The 16,614-nt window shown below is 48.6% G+C and carries 12 protein-coding genes and 1 pseudogene; 7 read left to right on the top strand and 6 right to left on the bottom strand.

Going from position 1 to position 16,614, the window contains the following annotated elements:
• Positions 1–175: 175 nt before the first annotated feature.
• Positions 176–964, top strand: coding sequence for an AraC family transcriptional regulator (locus tag JI735_RS32615; protein WP_233476170.1), 789 nt, complete (start codon positions 176–178; stop codon positions 962–964).
• On the opposite strand, the gene JI735_RS32620 is transcribed toward JI735_RS32615, so the two are convergent.
• Both JI735_RS32620 and JI735_RS32625 read right to left on the bottom strand, forming a co-directional pair.
• Complete coding sequence (locus tag JI735_RS32620) at positions 961–1,158, bottom strand: hypothetical protein (RefSeq protein WP_202677733.1); 198 nt, start codon at positions 1,156–1,158, stop codon at positions 961–963. The two genes, JI735_RS32615 and JI735_RS32620, sit on opposite strands and share 4 nt — an antisense overlap.
• A 14-nt stretch (positions 1,159–1,172) precedes the next feature.
• The gene (locus JI735_RS32625; protein ID WP_039833189.1) at positions 1,173–2,333 is read right to left on the bottom strand and encodes a glycoside hydrolase family 27 protein; all 1,161 of its coding nucleotides are present in this window, start codon (positions 2,331–2,333) and stop codon (positions 1,173–1,175) included.
• 1,197 nt (positions 2,334–3,530) lie between these two features.
• Here JI735_RS32625 and JI735_RS32630 point away from each other — a divergent pair.
• From JI735_RS32630 to JI735_RS32645, 5 genes are all read left to right on the top strand, one after another.
• Positions 3,531–5,981, top strand: a complete 2,451-nt coding sequence (locus tag JI735_RS32630) for a basic secretory protein-like protein (RefSeq protein WP_051051515.1) — start codon at positions 3,531–3,533, stop codon at positions 5,979–5,981.
• 541 nt (positions 5,982–6,522) lie between these two features.
• The gene (locus JI735_RS32635) at positions 6,523–7,437 is read left to right on the top strand and encodes an ABC transporter permease subunit (RefSeq protein WP_039833187.1); all 915 of its coding nucleotides are present in this window, start codon (positions 6,523–6,525) and stop codon (positions 7,435–7,437) included.
• Positions 7,434–7,889, top strand: a complete 456-nt coding sequence (locus JI735_RS36640; RefSeq protein ID WP_233476171.1) for an ABC transporter permease family protein — start codon at positions 7,434–7,436, stop codon at positions 7,887–7,889. The genes JI735_RS32635 and JI735_RS36640 overlap by 4 nt, the downstream gene beginning before the upstream one ends.
• Positions 7,814–8,401: a carbohydrate ABC transporter permease gene (locus tag JI735_RS36645; protein ID WP_233476172.1), complete on the top strand. Its 588-nt coding sequence runs from the start codon at positions 7,814–7,816 to the stop codon at positions 8,399–8,401. The genes JI735_RS36640 and JI735_RS36645 overlap by 76 nt, the downstream gene beginning before the upstream one ends.
• A gap of 41 nt (positions 8,402–8,442) precedes the next feature.
• The gene (locus tag JI735_RS32645) at positions 8,443–10,209 is read left to right on the top strand and encodes a type 2 periplasmic-binding domain-containing protein (protein ID WP_051051514.1); all 1,767 of its coding nucleotides are present in this window, start codon (positions 8,443–8,445) and stop codon (positions 10,207–10,209) included.
• A gap of 122 nt (positions 10,210–10,331) precedes the next feature.
• On the opposite strand, the gene JI735_RS32650 is transcribed toward JI735_RS32645, so the two are convergent.
• The 3 genes from JI735_RS32650 to JI735_RS32660 form a co-directional block, all read right to left on the bottom strand.
• Positions 10,332–11,159 carry an alpha/beta hydrolase gene (locus JI735_RS32650; RefSeq protein WP_233476173.1) on the bottom strand — a complete coding sequence of 276 codons (828 nt, stop codon included), beginning with the start codon at positions 11,157–11,159 and terminating at the stop codon, positions 10,332–10,334.
• A 123-nt stretch (positions 11,160–11,282) separates the two neighbouring features.
• The gene (locus tag JI735_RS32655; protein WP_039833185.1) at positions 11,283–12,269 is read right to left on the bottom strand and encodes a glycoside hydrolase family 43 protein; all 987 of its coding nucleotides are present in this window, start codon (positions 12,267–12,269) and stop codon (positions 11,283–11,285) included.
• A 29-nt stretch (positions 12,270–12,298) separates the two neighbouring features.
• Positions 12,299–14,047, bottom strand: coding sequence for a family 43 glycosylhydrolase (locus JI735_RS32660; protein WP_233476174.1), 1,749 nt, complete (start codon positions 14,045–14,047; stop codon positions 12,299–12,301).
• A 761-nt stretch (positions 14,048–14,808) separates the two neighbouring features.
• Here JI735_RS32660 and JI735_RS36650 point away from each other — a divergent pair.
• Positions 14,809–14,991: pseudogene (locus JI735_RS36650) on the top strand (helix-turn-helix domain-containing protein); the annotation flags it as partial.
• Between the two features lie 93 nt (positions 14,992–15,084).
• On the opposite strand, the gene JI735_RS32670 reads toward JI735_RS36650, so the two are convergent.
• Positions 15,085–16,599 carry a glycoside hydrolase family 43 protein gene (locus tag JI735_RS32670; protein WP_202676820.1) on the bottom strand — a complete coding sequence of 505 codons (1,515 nt, stop codon included), beginning with the start codon at positions 16,597–16,599 and terminating at the stop codon, positions 15,085–15,087.
• Between the last annotated feature and the right edge of the window lie 15 nt (positions 16,600–16,614).

Genomic DNA, 16,614 nt, shown 5'->3' on the forward strand with positions numbered 1-16,614 from the left:
GGATTATTATATGTGACTGAATCGTGTTTCCTGGCAGTCGTCATTCTTTAACTCCTCCAATTGGCTTTAATTAATAGATGATAGTGTTATAATTGGGATGTTTGCAGCTAGAGAGCGGTTGACGCAGCTCTGCGGTAAAAATATGAGCTTGATGCAAAGGATACAATTCCAGCCTATGAAATCAATTTGTAAAGCCCATGGCTATAAACCGTCAAATTTACATAAATGGGGCCCGGGTGTCCGCGATGTGTATGCCCTGCATTATATTGTAAGCGGAAAGGGCTATTTGAAGACAGGCCATACAACCTTTCCTGTGGAAACAGGCGAAAGCTTCATTATTTTTCCACATAGGGAAGTGTACTATTACCCTGATCCGCAGGATCCTTGGGAGTATTTTTGGATTGAATTCAATAACGGTGCTCAGACCACACGCCTCTTGTCGATGATTAATTTTGCGCCCGATTCCCCGTTTGTAAAGGCATCTCCGCAAGATTTCAAGCCATTGTTTCATATGGTCACAACCGGCGGACTGGAGCCGTTCGAAAGAGAGCGTTCGGATGCAGGGCTACATCTTTTATTGTCATACTACATGGAGCACTACCCCAGTAACAAAGCTTTTCGCAAAAAAGACTACGTATTATCAGCAAGGGAATATATTGAAAGCAACTTTTGGAAGGCTCCCTTATCCGTTCTGGACGTAGTGGAATATGTGAAGATTGAGCGCAGCTATTTGTTCCGGCTGTTCAAAGAGGCAACCGGCACATCCATTTCCGGCTACCTAACCGATTTCAGGATTCAGCGTGCCTGCGAATTGTTGACAACTTCCCAGTTGTCTGTGAAATCGTTAGCCTACTCGGTTGGCTATCAGGACCCGATGTATTTCTCAAAAGTATTTAAAAAAGCAACCTCGTATACCCCGTCAGAATATAAAAAAGCATTCAGCGGCAGAAGTACGGCGACTTAACGAAACAGCACACAATTCCCGGATTTGCGGAAATATTGGATCAATTGCTCAATAGGCTCACGGCCGCATTTCAGTTGTTCCCCAAGACAGTCTATACACAGGAAGTCTTGCGCACCCCGCGTAACAAGCTTCAGGTAAATTGCCACATCGTCCGTCATCAGGGGAACTCCGCATTTCCGGCATGTTCTATTCATGTTCATGCTCTTCTTTAAACCAGCTTGGCCCGCACAATCAGACAATCGTGAGCCGGAACTACAGGAGCATATCTTTCTCTGAATACACCGATTTCTTTATGCTCCCAGCAGTCATACAGTGACAGCGATTTGCCGGAAGCATAGGGAAGACCCAAATCCCAGAATTGCAGCGACATTTCCCTCTGGCCATCACTCAGATTGAAGAACCCTATCGCAAGGTCTCCGTCCGTTAGCACTTTTACCAGCATAAACACATCATCCTTATGAAACCACTGTGGCTCCGGCTTGATGCGGTAAGCCCCGCGTCCTTCCACATCCTGATTAATGGCAATCAAATCCGGGTTCATCAGAATATCCCTGGTGGCCTGGCTGGCTTTACGGATGTCGCTGCCAATCATAAGCGGAGATCCCATCATGCTCCATAAAGAAAAATGGGTCTTGTACTCCACATCACTGCAACCGCCGATTTGGCTTCCGATAAAATCGCTGTTACTGCCCCCATACATGCCGACAACCAGCATATCCAGATCATTATGGCAATAGGCTCCTGTATAGCATGCTTTATCAAGCTGCGATAAAGCCAGGCTTTTGATGGAATCCCAGTTATCTTGAATATCCCCTGTGGACCGGTACATATGCGCGCCGGATTCACGAATCCAATGATATACATTGTCCTCTCCCCAATTGCATGCCGAGAACAGAATGTCTCTGCCGCAGTTTTTCAGCGCCAGACTCATACGTTTGTACAGCAGCTCTCCCGACATATGTCTGGGCTTAAAGCAGTAATCATACTTTAAAAAATCGACGCCCCATTCAGCCAGTGAGGCCGCATCCTGAAATTCATGTTCAAAGCTCCCCGGATACCCGGCGCACGTATGTGTCCCCACACAAGAATACATCCCGAATTTCAATCCCTTGGAATGAATATAATCTGCAAGCGCCTTCATCCCATTCGGAAATTTGGTTGGATCATGGGCCAGCCTGCCGTCCCCGTCCCTTTCCTTCAGGCTCCAGCAGTCATCAATAACAATGTACTCGTACCCCGCATCCTTGTATCCTTCAGCAGCAATGGAATCTGCCGCTTCCCGGATTAACTGCTCATTAATATCCCAGGTAAAGGTGTTCCATGAATTCCAACCCATTGGAGGCTTCAAACCAAGTAGTTGTTTGTTCATACAAAGATTCGTCCTTTCGTGTTACCCAAAGAGTAGGTGCAAGAACAGCGGCCGATGTTCATTTCGTATTTAATCATACACGACTCTTTGAATCTATAGCGTGACGTTGCTTTCATATCGACATTTGTTGCATTTTGCGTAAAAAAGATCAAATTCCCCCACTGTGCTTGCCGCACGTGGATGGTGCAGGCGAGGTATTGTTTTGGGCAGATTGAGGCCCCAGCTCTCTTTATATGTGGAATAACTTCATGAATTTCGATGCTAATGACGGAATCGATTACAATCAGTGCAAACGATTTACACTGGCGTAATTAGCTGCATGGTTCTAGCTTGTTCAACCTATGGTTAAATAGATAATCCTGTCGAATACATAGGTTATTTCGTGTCGAATAATGGAATATTATGATCTATTATACAAAAATACGTTTAGTTACTATGATTCCCATTTATTCCGTGATATTCTTTCATTAATGCAAACGTTTGAACCACCTAATAATTGAATCAGAGGAAAGCAGCAGAGTGAAAGGGCTTTTATTTCGTATCCACAGTTTGGGGATTCTCGGACTGAATGGAAATCATGCCATTGCCCTGAGTGATCTCCCAATATATTTAGCGGGCGTTTGCAAAGGAAAAAATATGGCCAATTGGTCCAAACAAAGAAGGGGGGCTTTGACAAATAACAAGTTTTTTGCATCTATACAAAAAGGAGCATGTCAAGTAGTTGAATATGCGAAATTATCCATAAAATGCACATGGTGAGAGCATAAGCTTACGTCTATTCCAATCAGCATTGGTGACATAGAATCACCTCCCGTTGTTTAGAGAATCAAGCAAAACCCGGACCTGGGTGCCCGTGGAAACCACCGACTTCAGCCTCGTCATTAGCACTCATCTGCAAGCATCCGACAATTGATGGGATGCTACTTCCCGGAACGTATGCGGCGGCGCAACCAACGGTTAGAACGTGAGTGATGGATCACGGGTAGCAAGCTTTAACAGCAGTACTTGGAAGCTAAAGCTTTTCTTCAAGCCAAGGTCCCTGGTTCCGTTCCTCGCCCCTCGGGCTGCGGTACGGATTCGGTTCTCTCCAGTTAGGGCCCTAACTGGAAATTCAATCCGTTCCTGTTTAGCTGCCCGGATCAGCTGGAAAAAGAACGAAAAGATCTTACAATTACGATATATACGAGGAGAGAGATTATGTTGAAAAAGCAAACCATACTGCTGTCCCTGTTTCTATTGACAATTGTTTTTTTCGCCAGCTTTTTTTCTATACCTGCTCGCGCTGCGGATACCTCCTATCCGCGTAACTTAGCTCCAATCGGCACTATCACTGTAAGCGATACGTCGAGTCCTGACGCGGAAACCAAAGAAAATGCGTCGGATCGAAATTATTTCTCAAAATGGCTGGTGTTTTCGCCAACAGCTTGGATTCAGTACGAATTCCCAGGCCAATCCACATATGCTCTTAATTCCTACAAGATTACATCTGCTAACGATCACCCCGAGCGGGATCCTCAAGCCTGGACATTGGAGGCTTCCATCGACGGCGTGATTTGGACCGCTGTTGACAGCCGGCAGAATGAGAACTTTTCCTACCGGTTTCAATCGAAATCCTATTCATTTAGCAACACGACTGCTTACAAGTATTACCGATTCAATTTCCAATGCCTAAGCGAGACTATTGTGCAGCTGTCGGAAATTGAGTTGTTCGACGGATCGCAGGAAACCTATGCAAAGCCGAATCCACTCATTTCAGCAAGTGGGGAAACCCTCCCTGATCATGGCAAAGCCAATGCTTTTGACGGTACCAGCAATACAAGTTGGCTGACTCCGCAAAGCAGCGGATGGCTTCAATTTGATTTCGGACAACAGATCGTCATCGACGGTTATGCGTTTAGCGCTGCAAACAGTGCTCCGGACAGCGACCCGAAAATATGGGATTTGAAAGCATCTACCGACAATGTGAATTGGATTACGATCGACTCCAGAAACAGCGAAGATTTCCGTTATCGGCACCAGCGCAACCACTATGTGCTGCCGACGAATCAAAAGGCGTATCGTTATTACCGCTTTGAATTGTACAATCATTCCGGCGACGCACTTCAAATCGGGGAAGTTGCGTTCAGTCGTCCAGATGACGCATGGCATACTGTTGCGCCTATTATCGACATGCACAATTTGGATACGACCAACGGCTACTTATTTGATCAAGCCATTCCGGATCCGCAGAGCGATATCCTAGCCGTCATTCGTCAAGTTTGCAATACGCTATACGCAAGTCCGGCTGATGTACCGATTCGTCCGAGAACTCTGCATGTAACTATCGGTAATTATGATGGTGTAGCAAGTGTTAGCGGAAGTCCGACAGATGCGGATCTCACGATAAGCTCCCGCTATCTTAAAAGTTATGCAGATTCCGGGAAACCGCTCCGTCAGGAGATTCTAGGTATCTTATATCATGAACTCACACATGTGTACCAGTTCGATGATCGAGGTACGCCGGATATCGGCTATATGATCGAAGGGATGGCCGATGCGGTACGTTTTGAGAATGGCTACCATGACCGGTACAGCATGACACCGGGAGGCACATGGCATGACGGCTACGGAACGAGCGGCAACTTTTTTCGCTGGATCGATGAGAAGAAGCATACCGGATTTCTGCGTGAGCTGAACGCGAGCTTAAATCCGTTTGACGGCCAAACCTGGACACCGGCTGTGTTCCAGCAAATTACCGGAACTGACGTAGACACCTTGTGGAACGAATATCAAGTTTCCCTGGATAAAAGTCAGCCGACGGCACCGGGTGATCTTACAGCCACAAGCACTACGGATACCACCGTCACATTATCCTGGTCTGCATCAACGGACAATCTAGGGGTTGCCGGATATAATATCTATTCTAATGGCATCAAAATCAGTACTACACAGTCAACCAACTATAAGGTAAACGGACTTACAACCGGATCTTCATATACCTTTATGGTTAAAGCGGTGGATCATTCCGGAAATGAATCCTCAGCAAGCAACACGATAACCGTTATCGCCAAGGCCAGCAATACTGCTACAATTTATTACCGGAAAGGATTTGCTACCCCATACATTCATTATCAGCCTGATGGAGAAAAGTGGACGACCGCTCCAGGCGTAGCGATGGCGGATTCCGAGTACAACGGCTACAGTAAATCCACCATCACTTTGGGCAGCGCAACCGGGTTGACAGCTGCCTTTAATAACGGTTCAGGTATGTGGGATAACAACGGAGGCGCTAATTATAAGTTCTTGGCCGGCGTATCAACATTCATTAATGGTACCATTATATCTGGCTTCCCGCAGCCTGACGGTGTTACCATTGTAATCTCAGTTCCTGCTAACACACCGGCAAACGAGGATCTGTATCTCACTTCGAATCTTACGGGCTGGAATACCGCAGATGCCAATTATAAGCTGACTCGAAACGCTGACGGTACCTACAGCATCAAGTTGAACGTTGCCGCCGGTACGAATATTCAATACAAAATCACCAGAGGTTCCTGGGCAACCGTGGAAGTAAACAGCAACGGAAGCGATATCGCAAACCGTTCATTGACTACAACAGCTGGAGCTTCTACCGTTTCAATCAGCGTTCAGCGCTGGAAAGACAAATAAGCAAGTTGCAGCAGCAAAAATGTCCAAGATCAACTTGGGCATTTTTGTCTTTATTCTTAGATTTGGCAGATGCAAAGAACAACGGTATGAAACAAGATGTATTGTGTCAACTCCGCAAACGGTTTTTATGTTGTACAGAATCTTGTGTGTTGAGCGAAACAGCATTTCACTGGTTCTTCTTAACATAAGGGGCGCCCATTTGCCGGGCATAGCAGCCGTCCGCCAAAAGTTAATATTTAATAAATATATATAATAATTGAAAATTTGAATTATTTCTGTTATTCGATTGCGGTTTCATCTAATAATAGATCAATAACTGGTGAGGATCGGTCATTGTTTGAATGCAGACGATAATTTATTATAGTTGCATAGATATGAAAGCGCTAACATCCAAAAGAGATAGGGGAAATAATGTTCGGCAAAGCCCATCGGGCAAGTTGAAAATTATTTTTCTATTGGAAGGAGGATGGCATACCGGACAGTATATTTAAGGGTATAGCAGCTCTGCGAAAGCTTCAATTATACAAAGGGGAGTGAAACGATGCGCAGCCACAGCATGAAAACCAACTCGATCCGAAAATTTCTTTATATTTCGCCCTTTATGGTTTTACTTGCTGTCTTTGCATACTATCCGCTCTATGGATGGGTATATGCCTTCTTCGACTATATGCCGCCGATTCCGCTGTCACAAGCGCCATTTGTCGGTCTCAAATGGTTCCGTTCCCTGGTAGAAAACCAGGTAAAGGTCGACCAGCTGCTTCAAGTCATCAAAAACACGTTCGGCATGAGCGGGCTGGGTATCCTTTTCTCTTGGCTGCCCATGATTTTTGCGATCTTCCTGACAGAGATCAAAGCGGTGCGTTTCCGCAAATTTATCCAGACCGTAACCACCCTTCCAAACTTCATCAGTTGGGTACTCGTCTATTCCCTGGCATTTTCCATGTTCTCCAGTGAAGGTGTCGTCAACGGCTTTTTAAGCCAGCTAGGTCTTACCGACTCTCCTGTACTCTTTCTTCAGAACTCGGACCATGTCTGGATTACGATGTGGATATGGGCCACATGGAAAACATTGGGCTGGTCGGCTATTCTCTATATCGCGGCGATTATGAGCATCGATGAATCCCTATATGAAGCGGCTTATGTAGACGGTGCGACTAGAATGCAGGTCATCCGGCATGTGGTTTTGCCAAGCATGCTGCCGACTTATTTTGTGCTGCTGATGCTCCAGATTGCCAGCTTCCTGAACAACGGATTGGAGCAGTATTTTGTTTTCCAGAATGCATTCAACAAAGACACCATACAGGTATTGGATTTATATGTATACAACCTCGCCATGGGCGGCGGCAGCTATTCCGTTTCCGTAGCGATCAGTATGCTGAAAAGCCTGATTAGCGTTGTGCTTCTCTTTTCCGTAAACGGGCTGTCTAAAATGTTAAGAGGAGAGGGCATCGTATGAGTGACAACCTGACAGGACTGACGCCAAATGCTGCAGATCATAACAGCCGCTACTCCAAAAAAATTAAAATGCAGGTCAGTGCAACCGACAAAATGATTTCTGTGACGATTTATATCGTGTTTTCGCTCTTTGCATTTATCTGCGTATATCCGTTTTACTCGATTATTATCAATACGATCAGCGCCAATGATCTCAGCGCCAAAGGCGAGATTGTGTTTTGGCCGAAGGGGATTCATTTCCAGAACTATGTGGATGTATTTAAAATACCGGGACTGTGGAATGCGTTTGTCATTTCTATAGGGAGAACGGTAATAGGCACGATTTTGACGGTCGGGGCCTCTGCCTTTTTGGGCTTCATGTTTGCCCAGGAGGATATGTGGGGAAAAAATTCTGGTACAGGTTTACCATTATTACGATGTTTTTTAATGCCGGCATTATCCCCTGGTATCTGACCATGAGATCCCTGCACCTGACCAACAATTTCCTGGCATACATCCTGCCGTCTATCGTGGCTCCATTTTTCATCATTCTTGTAAAGACGTTTGTAGAATCCACGCCGAAGGAACTGCAGCAGGCCGCCAGCATTGACGGCGCCGGAACTTTCACTATCTTTTACAAGGTGATCCTGCCCATCAGCAAACCGATATTGGCTACAGTCGCCATATTCTCGGCAGTGAACCAGTGGAACTCCTTTCAGGATACGCTGCTGCTGGTTACGGACAGCAAATTGTATAGCTTGCAGTTTATTCTGTATAACTACATCAATCAGGCCAGCTCCTTGTCCACCATGGTCAATCTGCAAAATGCCGGATCAACCGCCATTGCCAGTCTATCTACCAAGCAGACCACTACATCCATTCGTATGACCGTTACCATCATCGTTGTCGCACCCATTTTGCTGGTTTATCCGATTTTCCAAAGATTCTTTGTAAAAGGAATTATAATCGGTGCAGTCAAAGGTTAATTTGCACTATTATAATACATTAATCATTTGGGGGGCTGTACATGAATACACATCATAAGCTGGCAAAAAAATCCCTGCTGCTCTTTGGCACCACGCTTCTTCTGGGAGCGACGGCACTCAGCGGATGCAGCGGCAATTCCAACAATGCGGCAGGGACAGCAACGAAGTCAGCCGATCCGGGTGCAGGCATCGATCACAGCAAACCGCTGACCATTACCGTGTTCGACAACGCGGCAAATTACCAGGGCGAGCAGACCGGATGGTACGGAAAGCTGATTAAGGATAAGTTCAACATCACCTTAAACATTCTGTCTCCGCAGGTTGCCGGCGATCAGCTATACAAGACAAGGTCGGCATCGGGAGATTTAGGAGACCTGCTCATCATTGAGAACAGCCAGTTGGAGGAATTGATTCCGGCGGGTATGATTATGGATCTCACGGACAAAATCAAGAATACGAAATACCTGTCCCAATATGTAGACAATCACTTTAAGCCTTTCAATGCTGCATTCGGGAGCCTTAATCCGGATGGCAAGATTTATGCGCTGCCGACTTTTACATCGGACACTTCTCCGACAACCTTTTCGGAAGAACTCCCTTATTCCAGCCCGATTATGCCTTGGGACTATTACAAGGGGATTGGCTCTCCCAAGCTGAACAATCTTAAGGATCTGATGAATGCCCTGAAGCAGATGCAGGAGAAATATCCCAAGACACCGGACGGCAAACCTATTGTTCCGATTACCCTGTGGAAGGACTGGGACAACGGAAGTATGGAGAATGTCCGTTGGTTAAGCAACTGGTACGGTTATGAGCAGCCGAACGGAACCTCAACCATTCAGTTGAATGCAAAGGGCGATATTGTTCCGCTCGTTGACGACAACAGTATGTACAAGAAAATCCTCCAATTCTATTATGACGCCAACAAGATGGGTCTGGTTGACCCTGACTCGCCGTCCCAGGATTGGAACAAAGTCTCTGAAAAGCTGACCAACAAACAGGTTCTTCTCTTATGGTATTCCTGGCAAAGAGGTTTCTATAATACCATTGAAAGAGGCAATCAAGGCGACGGCAATGTAGCCATTCCAATCGCCGACACCCATATTATCCAGAATAGTGATGCCTACTTCGGCAACGGAAGAGTGTTTGCTATCGGTTCAAAAGCGAAAAGTCCGGAAAGAATCATGGAATTCATGGATTGGATGTCCTCTCCTGAAGGTCTGCGCTACTACACCAATGGATTCGAAGGCTTCAACTATGAAAAGACTCCCGACGGCAAGTTTAAGCTGACTGAAGTAGGGCAAACCGCCTTCCAGGAGAATACTCCAGTTCCTGAAGAGTACGGTGGCGGTGGCTATCAAGACGGGCAGAGCAAGCTCAACACGATGATTATGAGTGACTTTGTAATAGACCCGGAAACGAAGGAATTCTACAACAGCACTTATTGGAGCTCAACCATAGAAGCGAACAAAACAGTGCTGACTACGGAGTGGCAGAAAGCGTATAACGCAACCACCCCGACAGAATACTATCAGAAAAACAATATGATCGATATCGTGCCCAATATCAATACAAGTCTCGGGTCGGATTCGTCGGATATCAAGAATAAACGCAGCCAGATCTCGGATTATGTCAAGAACACTTCCTGGAAGATGATCTTCGCCAAGGATCAGGCCGAATTCGATCAGCTCTGGACCAGGTTGAAGAGCGATGTGGTCGGTCTCGGTTGGAATGATGTCCTTGCCGTGGATACAGAAAGAGCTCAAAAAATCGTTAAACTGCGTGCTGATGCGGTCGCCAATAAATAAACCGCCGCTGTAAAAGGCGCATGCAGATATCCTGCTATAATCAAAGATAAGGGGTTGACTCAATGTCATGAAATGGCCTGGGTCAACCCCATTATTTTTATAGCAAGATATACGTTGTACGATTACCGTGGACGCTCTGCGGACGGACGGTTGTTAGGGCTGCTAAAAAATAAGCCTGGAGAACTGATACAGGCCGTTCTTCCAGACCGGCCAATCGTGATCGCCGTTTTCCTCCACCCAGATATGCGGCACGGAATGCTGAGACAAATAGGCATGGGTCCGGTCGCTGACCTGTTTGAGGCTGTCCAGATCACCGCACGACAGCCAGAGCAGGCTGAGCATTTCTGCGGTCTTCTGCGGTTCCGGCACCAGCAGCTCCGGCAGCTTCGTATTGGGCGCCGGGAGAAGGCCCCGATCCAGGCAAACCGGTCCAGGTTATTCAGACCGATATTCAGGGATTGCCCTCCGCCCATCGATAACCCGGCAAGGGCGCGGTGCGTCCGGTCTGTCAGGACGGGATAATTCGCTTCAATATAAGGGATGAGATCATGGAGCAAATCCGCTTCAAAGGTTGTGAACGCCTGCACCTTGTCGGGCGCAAATATATCTCCTTCCGCCCGGTCATTCAGCATCGCCCGGCCGTTGGGAAGAACGACAATCATGGGCTTCAGCATTTCATCGGCATACAGGTTGTCCAGAATGATCTGGGGCTGCCCGTGATTGTACCATTCTGTCTCATCTCCGCCAATCCCATGCAGCAGATACAAGACGCTGTATTCCTGCCCGGCGGAGTAACCGGGCGGCGTATAGACCATTGCCTTCCGGGTGTTGCCTACCGTTGATGAGGGATATTCTATAGTCCCGATCATTCCCCGGGCAATATTCTCCCTCTCCTTGTCATACCCGGCCGGAGCCGTCTGCATTTTATAATTCGGATTGCTGTCGTTCATTCCCGCTCATTCCTCTCCTGTTTATGAAGGAACCCCCGGTCTGTGTGAGCGCCAAGGGTTCAATTGCTATTTAATGTAGTCCCGGTTTGCATGGTTCAACAGCCAAGGAAGCGCTCCCTCTGCTTAATTGGACGGATAGGGATTGATGGGCTGAATAGTGCCGTCCGGGTTATACTTCAGCTCTGTATATTTGACGCACCGCTTGTGGTTGACGCCGTCAGATAACGAGCAGTCATGATAGAACAGATACCATTTCTCTTCAAACTGTACAATGGAGTGATGCGTGGTCCAGCCGATCACAGGCGACAGAATTTCTCCCTTGAAGGTGAACGGGCCCATAGGCTGCTCACTGACGGCATATACCAGCGTATGTGTTGTGCCTGTTGAGTACGACAGATAGTACAGCCCGTTATATTTATGGACCCATGGCCCTTCAAAATATCTCCGGTCCTCGTCGCCGGCAAGAATTGGTTTTCCTTCCGCGTCCACAATGGAAATTTCCTGCGGCTGCCCCGCAAATGAGAGCATATCTTCGCTCAGCACCGCCACACGCGGCCCGATCGCCGGCTGGTCCAAGGCAGGCCCCTCTTGTCCGGGATTGAATTCCCCGGTCTGCCACTTCTCCAGCTGCCCTCCCCAAAGACCGCCGAAATACATATAGGCCCGGTTGTCTTCATCGACAAAGACGGCAGGGTCTATGCTGTAGCTCCCCGGAATATAATCAGGCTGTGCCTGAAACGGACCTGCCGGAGAAGGAGAAGTCGCTACGCCAATACGGAAAATGCCTTCCTTATCACGGGCCGGAAAAAATAAATAATAGGTATTGTTCTTGTAAGCCGCATCCGGCGCCCACAACTGCTGCGAGGCCCAGGGAATGTCTCTCAGATGAAGCGCCTCCCCATGATCCACCACCGGTGAAACCAGATTATCCATCGATAAAATATGATAGTCTTCCATAGCATATTGATCCCCGTTGTCATTGCTCGGTCCGTCATGATCCAGATCATGGGAAGGATAGATATAAATTTTGTCTTCAAACACATGTGCAGACGGGTCTGCGGTATAGATATGGGTGACGAGCGGTTGATTAGGTTTTGGAATTGAATTCATGTTGCCTCTCCTTTTTGTTATCGCATAATTTAGCCCACGGTCACTTCGATGGATACCTTCTTCAGCTCCCGGTTCAGATCCTTATCCTCTGTCAGATCCAGGACCGGATTACCGTCAATGTCAAAATGCACGCGGCGCAGGCCGGAGCTTCTCGGTCCGTCAATGCCCGGTCTTGCGTGGTAGGCGTTCCAAATGACTCCATCCTCGTCTGTCACGTAAGAATTGTGGCCCGGCCCATATTCCCCCGGCACGCTTCTGGAGGTCAGCAGCGGATAATTCCCTTTGGTCCAGCTGCGGATATCGAGCAAATCCGCCCCTTTGCCGGCTGTCAGCAGACCCACAACATAGGTTGCATCCACCGCTGCGCTGGCAAAGGTCAAAAATAATTTGTCATCGGTGTAGAGGGCAAACGGCCCTTCATCCACAAAGGTATGATTATTAGCCCAGCCATAATCGGGTCTGGTCAGAAGCACGGGATCACTGGTCAGCTTCCACGGCTCCTGCGGGTCGATTGTGGCGATATAGATCCAGGCTCCAAGATCGACAGGCACGAACTGGCGCTCTGACCATGCGGCGTAATGCTTCCCGTTCCATTGAATTACGGTCATATCGAGGGAAATGGTCTTCCCTGCTTCGCACAAATACGTTCCGTCCTTCTTCACTACACGCCGGGGCATCGACCAATCGGCAGCACACATCGGATTGCCGCCTGCCTGCAGCTTCATGACCTGTGACTCTTCATACAGAAATTCTCCCGGTGTTGCCGCATGAAAGATATACAATTCATCCTCAATGATATGAAATTCCGGCGCCCACAGCAGTCCGCCGATCTGCTCATAGGTATTTGAATCCAGAATCAAGGCTTCCTCGGCATCCACCAGACCGGGAATGGTGTCGGCTTCCCGCATATATAATGTATGGTTTTGGTCCGCATCGTTGGTGGCAATGAAATAATACTTCCCTTTCCATTTCGCAATGCAAGGGTCCGCACGGTCGAACGCAACCGGAAACGGGTAATGATCCTGATGGACTTCACCGGTAATGCTGTAGGTTCCCGCCTCATTCCAATTGATTTCGTCCGTATTCCAATCCACCCTTTTCAGCGCTTGGGTGCCGTCGCTGTACAGAGCAGTGGCCCGGATGGCTGTAACATCCTCTTCCGATGCCGCTGTCACCCGGTCCGGGACTTCAATCGCGATGTTGGTAGGAACTGTAAGCTTGCAGCAGAGCCTGCGGGCTATTTCCTTGGGTACCGGGATATAGTTGCGCGGCAGAATCCCCTCGATATCGGCAAGCACTGGTTCCAGAGTAAAAGGCTGGGCCGCTTCCGGTGCCGAGATCCCCTTCAAGCTCATAATATCGGCTATAAAATTCTGATAACCGTTCCCCAGCTCATCGGTCCAGCGGATCAGGTAGCCCTTCCGGCCGGTATCGTATTCGCAGGAGACATCGCTTACATAGGTATCTGCCTTAAGCTCCAGCAATCCAACTTCGCTATACTGCAGCAAATCACCGGATGAGAACAGCAGCACTTTTCCCTTGCTCTCAGCATCGGCTTCGCCTTCTGCCTCCGTACGAACGGCGATCACCCCGAAGTTCCCTTCAGAGGTGCGGAACAGATACGGATTCTTTAAGCTTTTGGCCCGGAGTGTACCATCCTCGTTCTCCGTCGCCTTGGCGAATAGAACTCCTGAATTATGGTTCAACTCCTGAAATAGAAGCCCGTCATTGCTGTAAGCCAAATGCATGCTGTGCGCCAGCTTCGGAGCGTATACCATGTCCTCCTGCGGTAACCGGGTATAGCATAGGATATAATTCCGATCTTCGTTTCGTTGTGGTATCATGAAACCAATGACCTTCCTTCATATTGATAATTTCTAATAACCAGAACCCTGTATCTCAGAAATTGAATTCAGGAATTTTTCCAAACACCCTTATCTCACATATAAATTATAGAAAAATACTGAATTCCTAACAATGATATATCCTGTTCATTAATTGATGTATCCAAAGAAAGGGGAAGCCAATGCCCAAGATCCGCTACGTAGAATTTGACGCTGCTCATCCTGACGATTTTGTGTACAGTATACCCGATGGCCTGGATGCCTGGCTTCTGGTGCTCACACAGACCCCAGCGCTGTTTGAAGTTGCCGGGGAATTGAAGGAGTTCCCGGCCCACTCTGCGGTTCTATATCCGCCTAACCATGCCATCCATTACCGTGCCTGCTCCGCAAAGTATGTTAACGACTGGGTCCGTTTTGATGCGGACGAGTCCTATATTACAGAGTCCGCCTTGCCTACCGGTGTTCCTTTCTCGCTGCCGGACCCCGGTTATTGCCACCAATTGTTTCAGCTGCTGACGTTGGAGAACACTTTTCACAATGACTACCGGGAGCTTTCCATCGACTACTTGTTTAGAATCATATTTAATAAGCTTCACGAAGCGTCCCAGGACAAGCTGAGCCCGCAATATTATAAACTTCTGGAATTGCGCAAGGCTCTGTACAATAACCCGGGCCATCCCTGGACCGTTTCTTCAATGGCAGAATACCTGCACATAAGTGCAGGCTATCTGCAAACGATATACAAATCAACCTTCGGTATTTCCTGCATGGAGGATGTCATTCATTGCCGGATTCGGCTGGCCAAAGAAAAGCTTGTCTTCGGCCCGCACAAAATTGCCGAGATTGCCTCACTCTGCGGTTATGCAAATGTGGAGCATTTCTGCAGGCAGTTCCGGCAGCATACCGGCTGCTCCCCCGAGCCTACCGGGATAAGCATGCCTCCAGATTATAAAGAGACTGGGCGGGCAGGCCTATTTCCGCCTAATATAATGGAAATAATCGAAATCCGCATAACCGCCGGACGATTGGGTCGCATAGTTGAACAGGCCAATCCGGTACCCCATGAAATGATCCAGCGTATATCTCATGTGCAGCGTCCGGCCAATCGGCTTCCAGCCGGTTCCGTCCTCCGAATAGAAGAAACTGGCCTGATCCAGGCTATCCTCATAATTGAAATCTATTCGAAGGTGCACCCGGCCGCCGGTGAACGCTACACGTTCCACTATCTCCTCACGGCCGTCCCCGCCGTTGACACACATGCACACGCTGAACCGGCCGTCCTCCCCGGCCACAATCCCAACCGTGCCGAACCCGTTCTGCAGGGCTACCAGGCCTGCCCGGTCGCCGGGCTGCAGGCCGGCAAGGTCCAGCACCGCTGCCGCGCTGCAGGCCGGGCCTTCCGTCCGCTGTGTCAGCGTATTGCGCGCCCGCAGGATGCTGTCCGCTGCCTGACCGGTGCGCAGCCGCAGATAGCCCGGCCGCTCAGTGACCGACCATAATCCGTTGTCGGGATTATGGTTCCACTGCCAGTTCAGGGCCAGCCGGTTGCCCGCATAGTCGAACTCATCGCTGATGACCAGCGGCTTCGGCTCCGAAGCAGGCAGCTTCGTCGCAAAAGCTTGAGGCGCCCTGCCGTTCTCCCCGATGACCGGCCAGCCGTTCTCCCAGCTCACGGGAAGCACGCAGGGAATCCGCCCGACAGCGTCATGATCCTGGAACAGTACCGCGTACCAATCGCCATCCGGAGTATCAACAATGCCGCCTTGCGCTACGCCTTTATTATGGTAGCCGAGATCATCGTCCAGAATTATTGTCCGTTCATAGGGACCCCGAAGCTCGTGTGAGCGGTAGCATAACTGGCGTCTGCGCTGGTTGCCCGTTCTCGGCCATTCAATAAAGAACAGATAGTAATAGCCGTTCAGCTTGTATGCATGACAGCCTTCGATCCGCAGCCCGATGTTTTCCCGTTCGCCCTCAAGCAGCAGTTGGGCGGTTCCGCCGGGCTTCACCGCCGTCAGATCCTCCGTCAGCTCCTTGATCCGGATATCGCCATTGCCGTAGATCACATAGTTGCGCCCATCGTCATCCAGCAGCAGGCCAGGGTCATGGTGAAGCCCGGGGATCACCGAACGCTCCCATGTTCCTTGCTCAATATCCTCTGTCCGGTAAATATAGAATTGGTCCATATCATTGGAGGAAAAACAAACGTAGTACACCCCTTCCTTGTAACGAAGGGATGCCGCCCAGGAGCCTTTGCCATAAATGCCTGCACCGTCCAGCAGCCGGTGGGCAGCGTTATCCTCGAAGGTATCATATACATAATTTACAATTTCCCAATCTTTCAAGTTAACCGATTTCATAATCGGACAGCCCGGCATGGAATGCATACTGGTGCTGATCATATAGAACACAGGCCCCACGCGGATTACGTCAACATCCGGGACATCCGCCCACATAATAGGATTGGTTATAACCGCAGTATTCATTTCTTTGCCCTCCTT

The organism is Paenibacillus sonchi (assembly GCF_016772475.1).
GTDB classification, from domain to species: domain Bacteria; phylum Bacillota; class Bacilli; order Paenibacillales; family Paenibacillaceae; genus Paenibacillus_AQ; species Paenibacillus_AQ sonchi.

Bases quoted from the DNA above. Each gene is read 5' to 3' on its own strand.
- JI735_RS32655 (WP_039833185.1), bottom strand. From the start codon at position 12,269: ATGAATTCAATTCCAAAACCTAATCAACCGCTCGTCACCCATATCTAT.
- JI735_RS32650 (WP_233476173.1), bottom strand. From the start codon at position 11,159: ATGAACGACAGCAATCCGAATTATAAAATGCAGACGGCTCCGGCCGGG.
- JI735_RS36640 (WP_233476171.1), top strand. From the start codon at position 7,434: ATGAGTGACAACCTGACAGGACTGACGCCAAATGCTGCAGATCATAAC.
- JI735_RS32615 (WP_233476170.1), top strand. From the start codon at position 176: ATGAAATCAATTTGTAAAGCCCATGGCTATAAACCGTCAAATTTACAT.
- JI735_RS32635 (WP_039833187.1), top strand. From the start codon at position 6,523: ATGCGCAGCCACAGCATGAAAACCAACTCGATCCGAAAATTTCTTTAT.
- JI735_RS32670 (WP_202676820.1), bottom strand. From the start codon at position 16,599: ATGAATACTGCGGTTATAACCAATCCTATTATGTGGGCGGATGTCCCG.
- JI735_RS32660 (WP_233476174.1), bottom strand. From the start codon at position 14,047: ATGGTATACGCTCCGAAGCTGGCGCACAGCATGCATTTGGCTTACAGC.
- JI735_RS32620 (WP_202677733.1), bottom strand. From the start codon at position 1,158: ATGAATAGAACATGCCGGAAATGCGGAGTTCCCCTGATGACGGACGAT.
- JI735_RS32645 (WP_051051514.1), top strand. From the start codon at position 8,443: ATGAATACACATCATAAGCTGGCAAAAAAATCCCTGCTGCTCTTTGGC.
- JI735_RS32630 (WP_051051515.1), top strand. From the start codon at position 3,531: ATGTTGAAAAAGCAAACCATACTGCTGTCCCTGTTTCTATTGACAATT.
- JI735_RS32625 (WP_039833189.1), bottom strand. From the start codon at position 2,333: ATGAACAAACAACTACTTGGTTTGAAGCCTCCAATGGGTTGGAATTCA.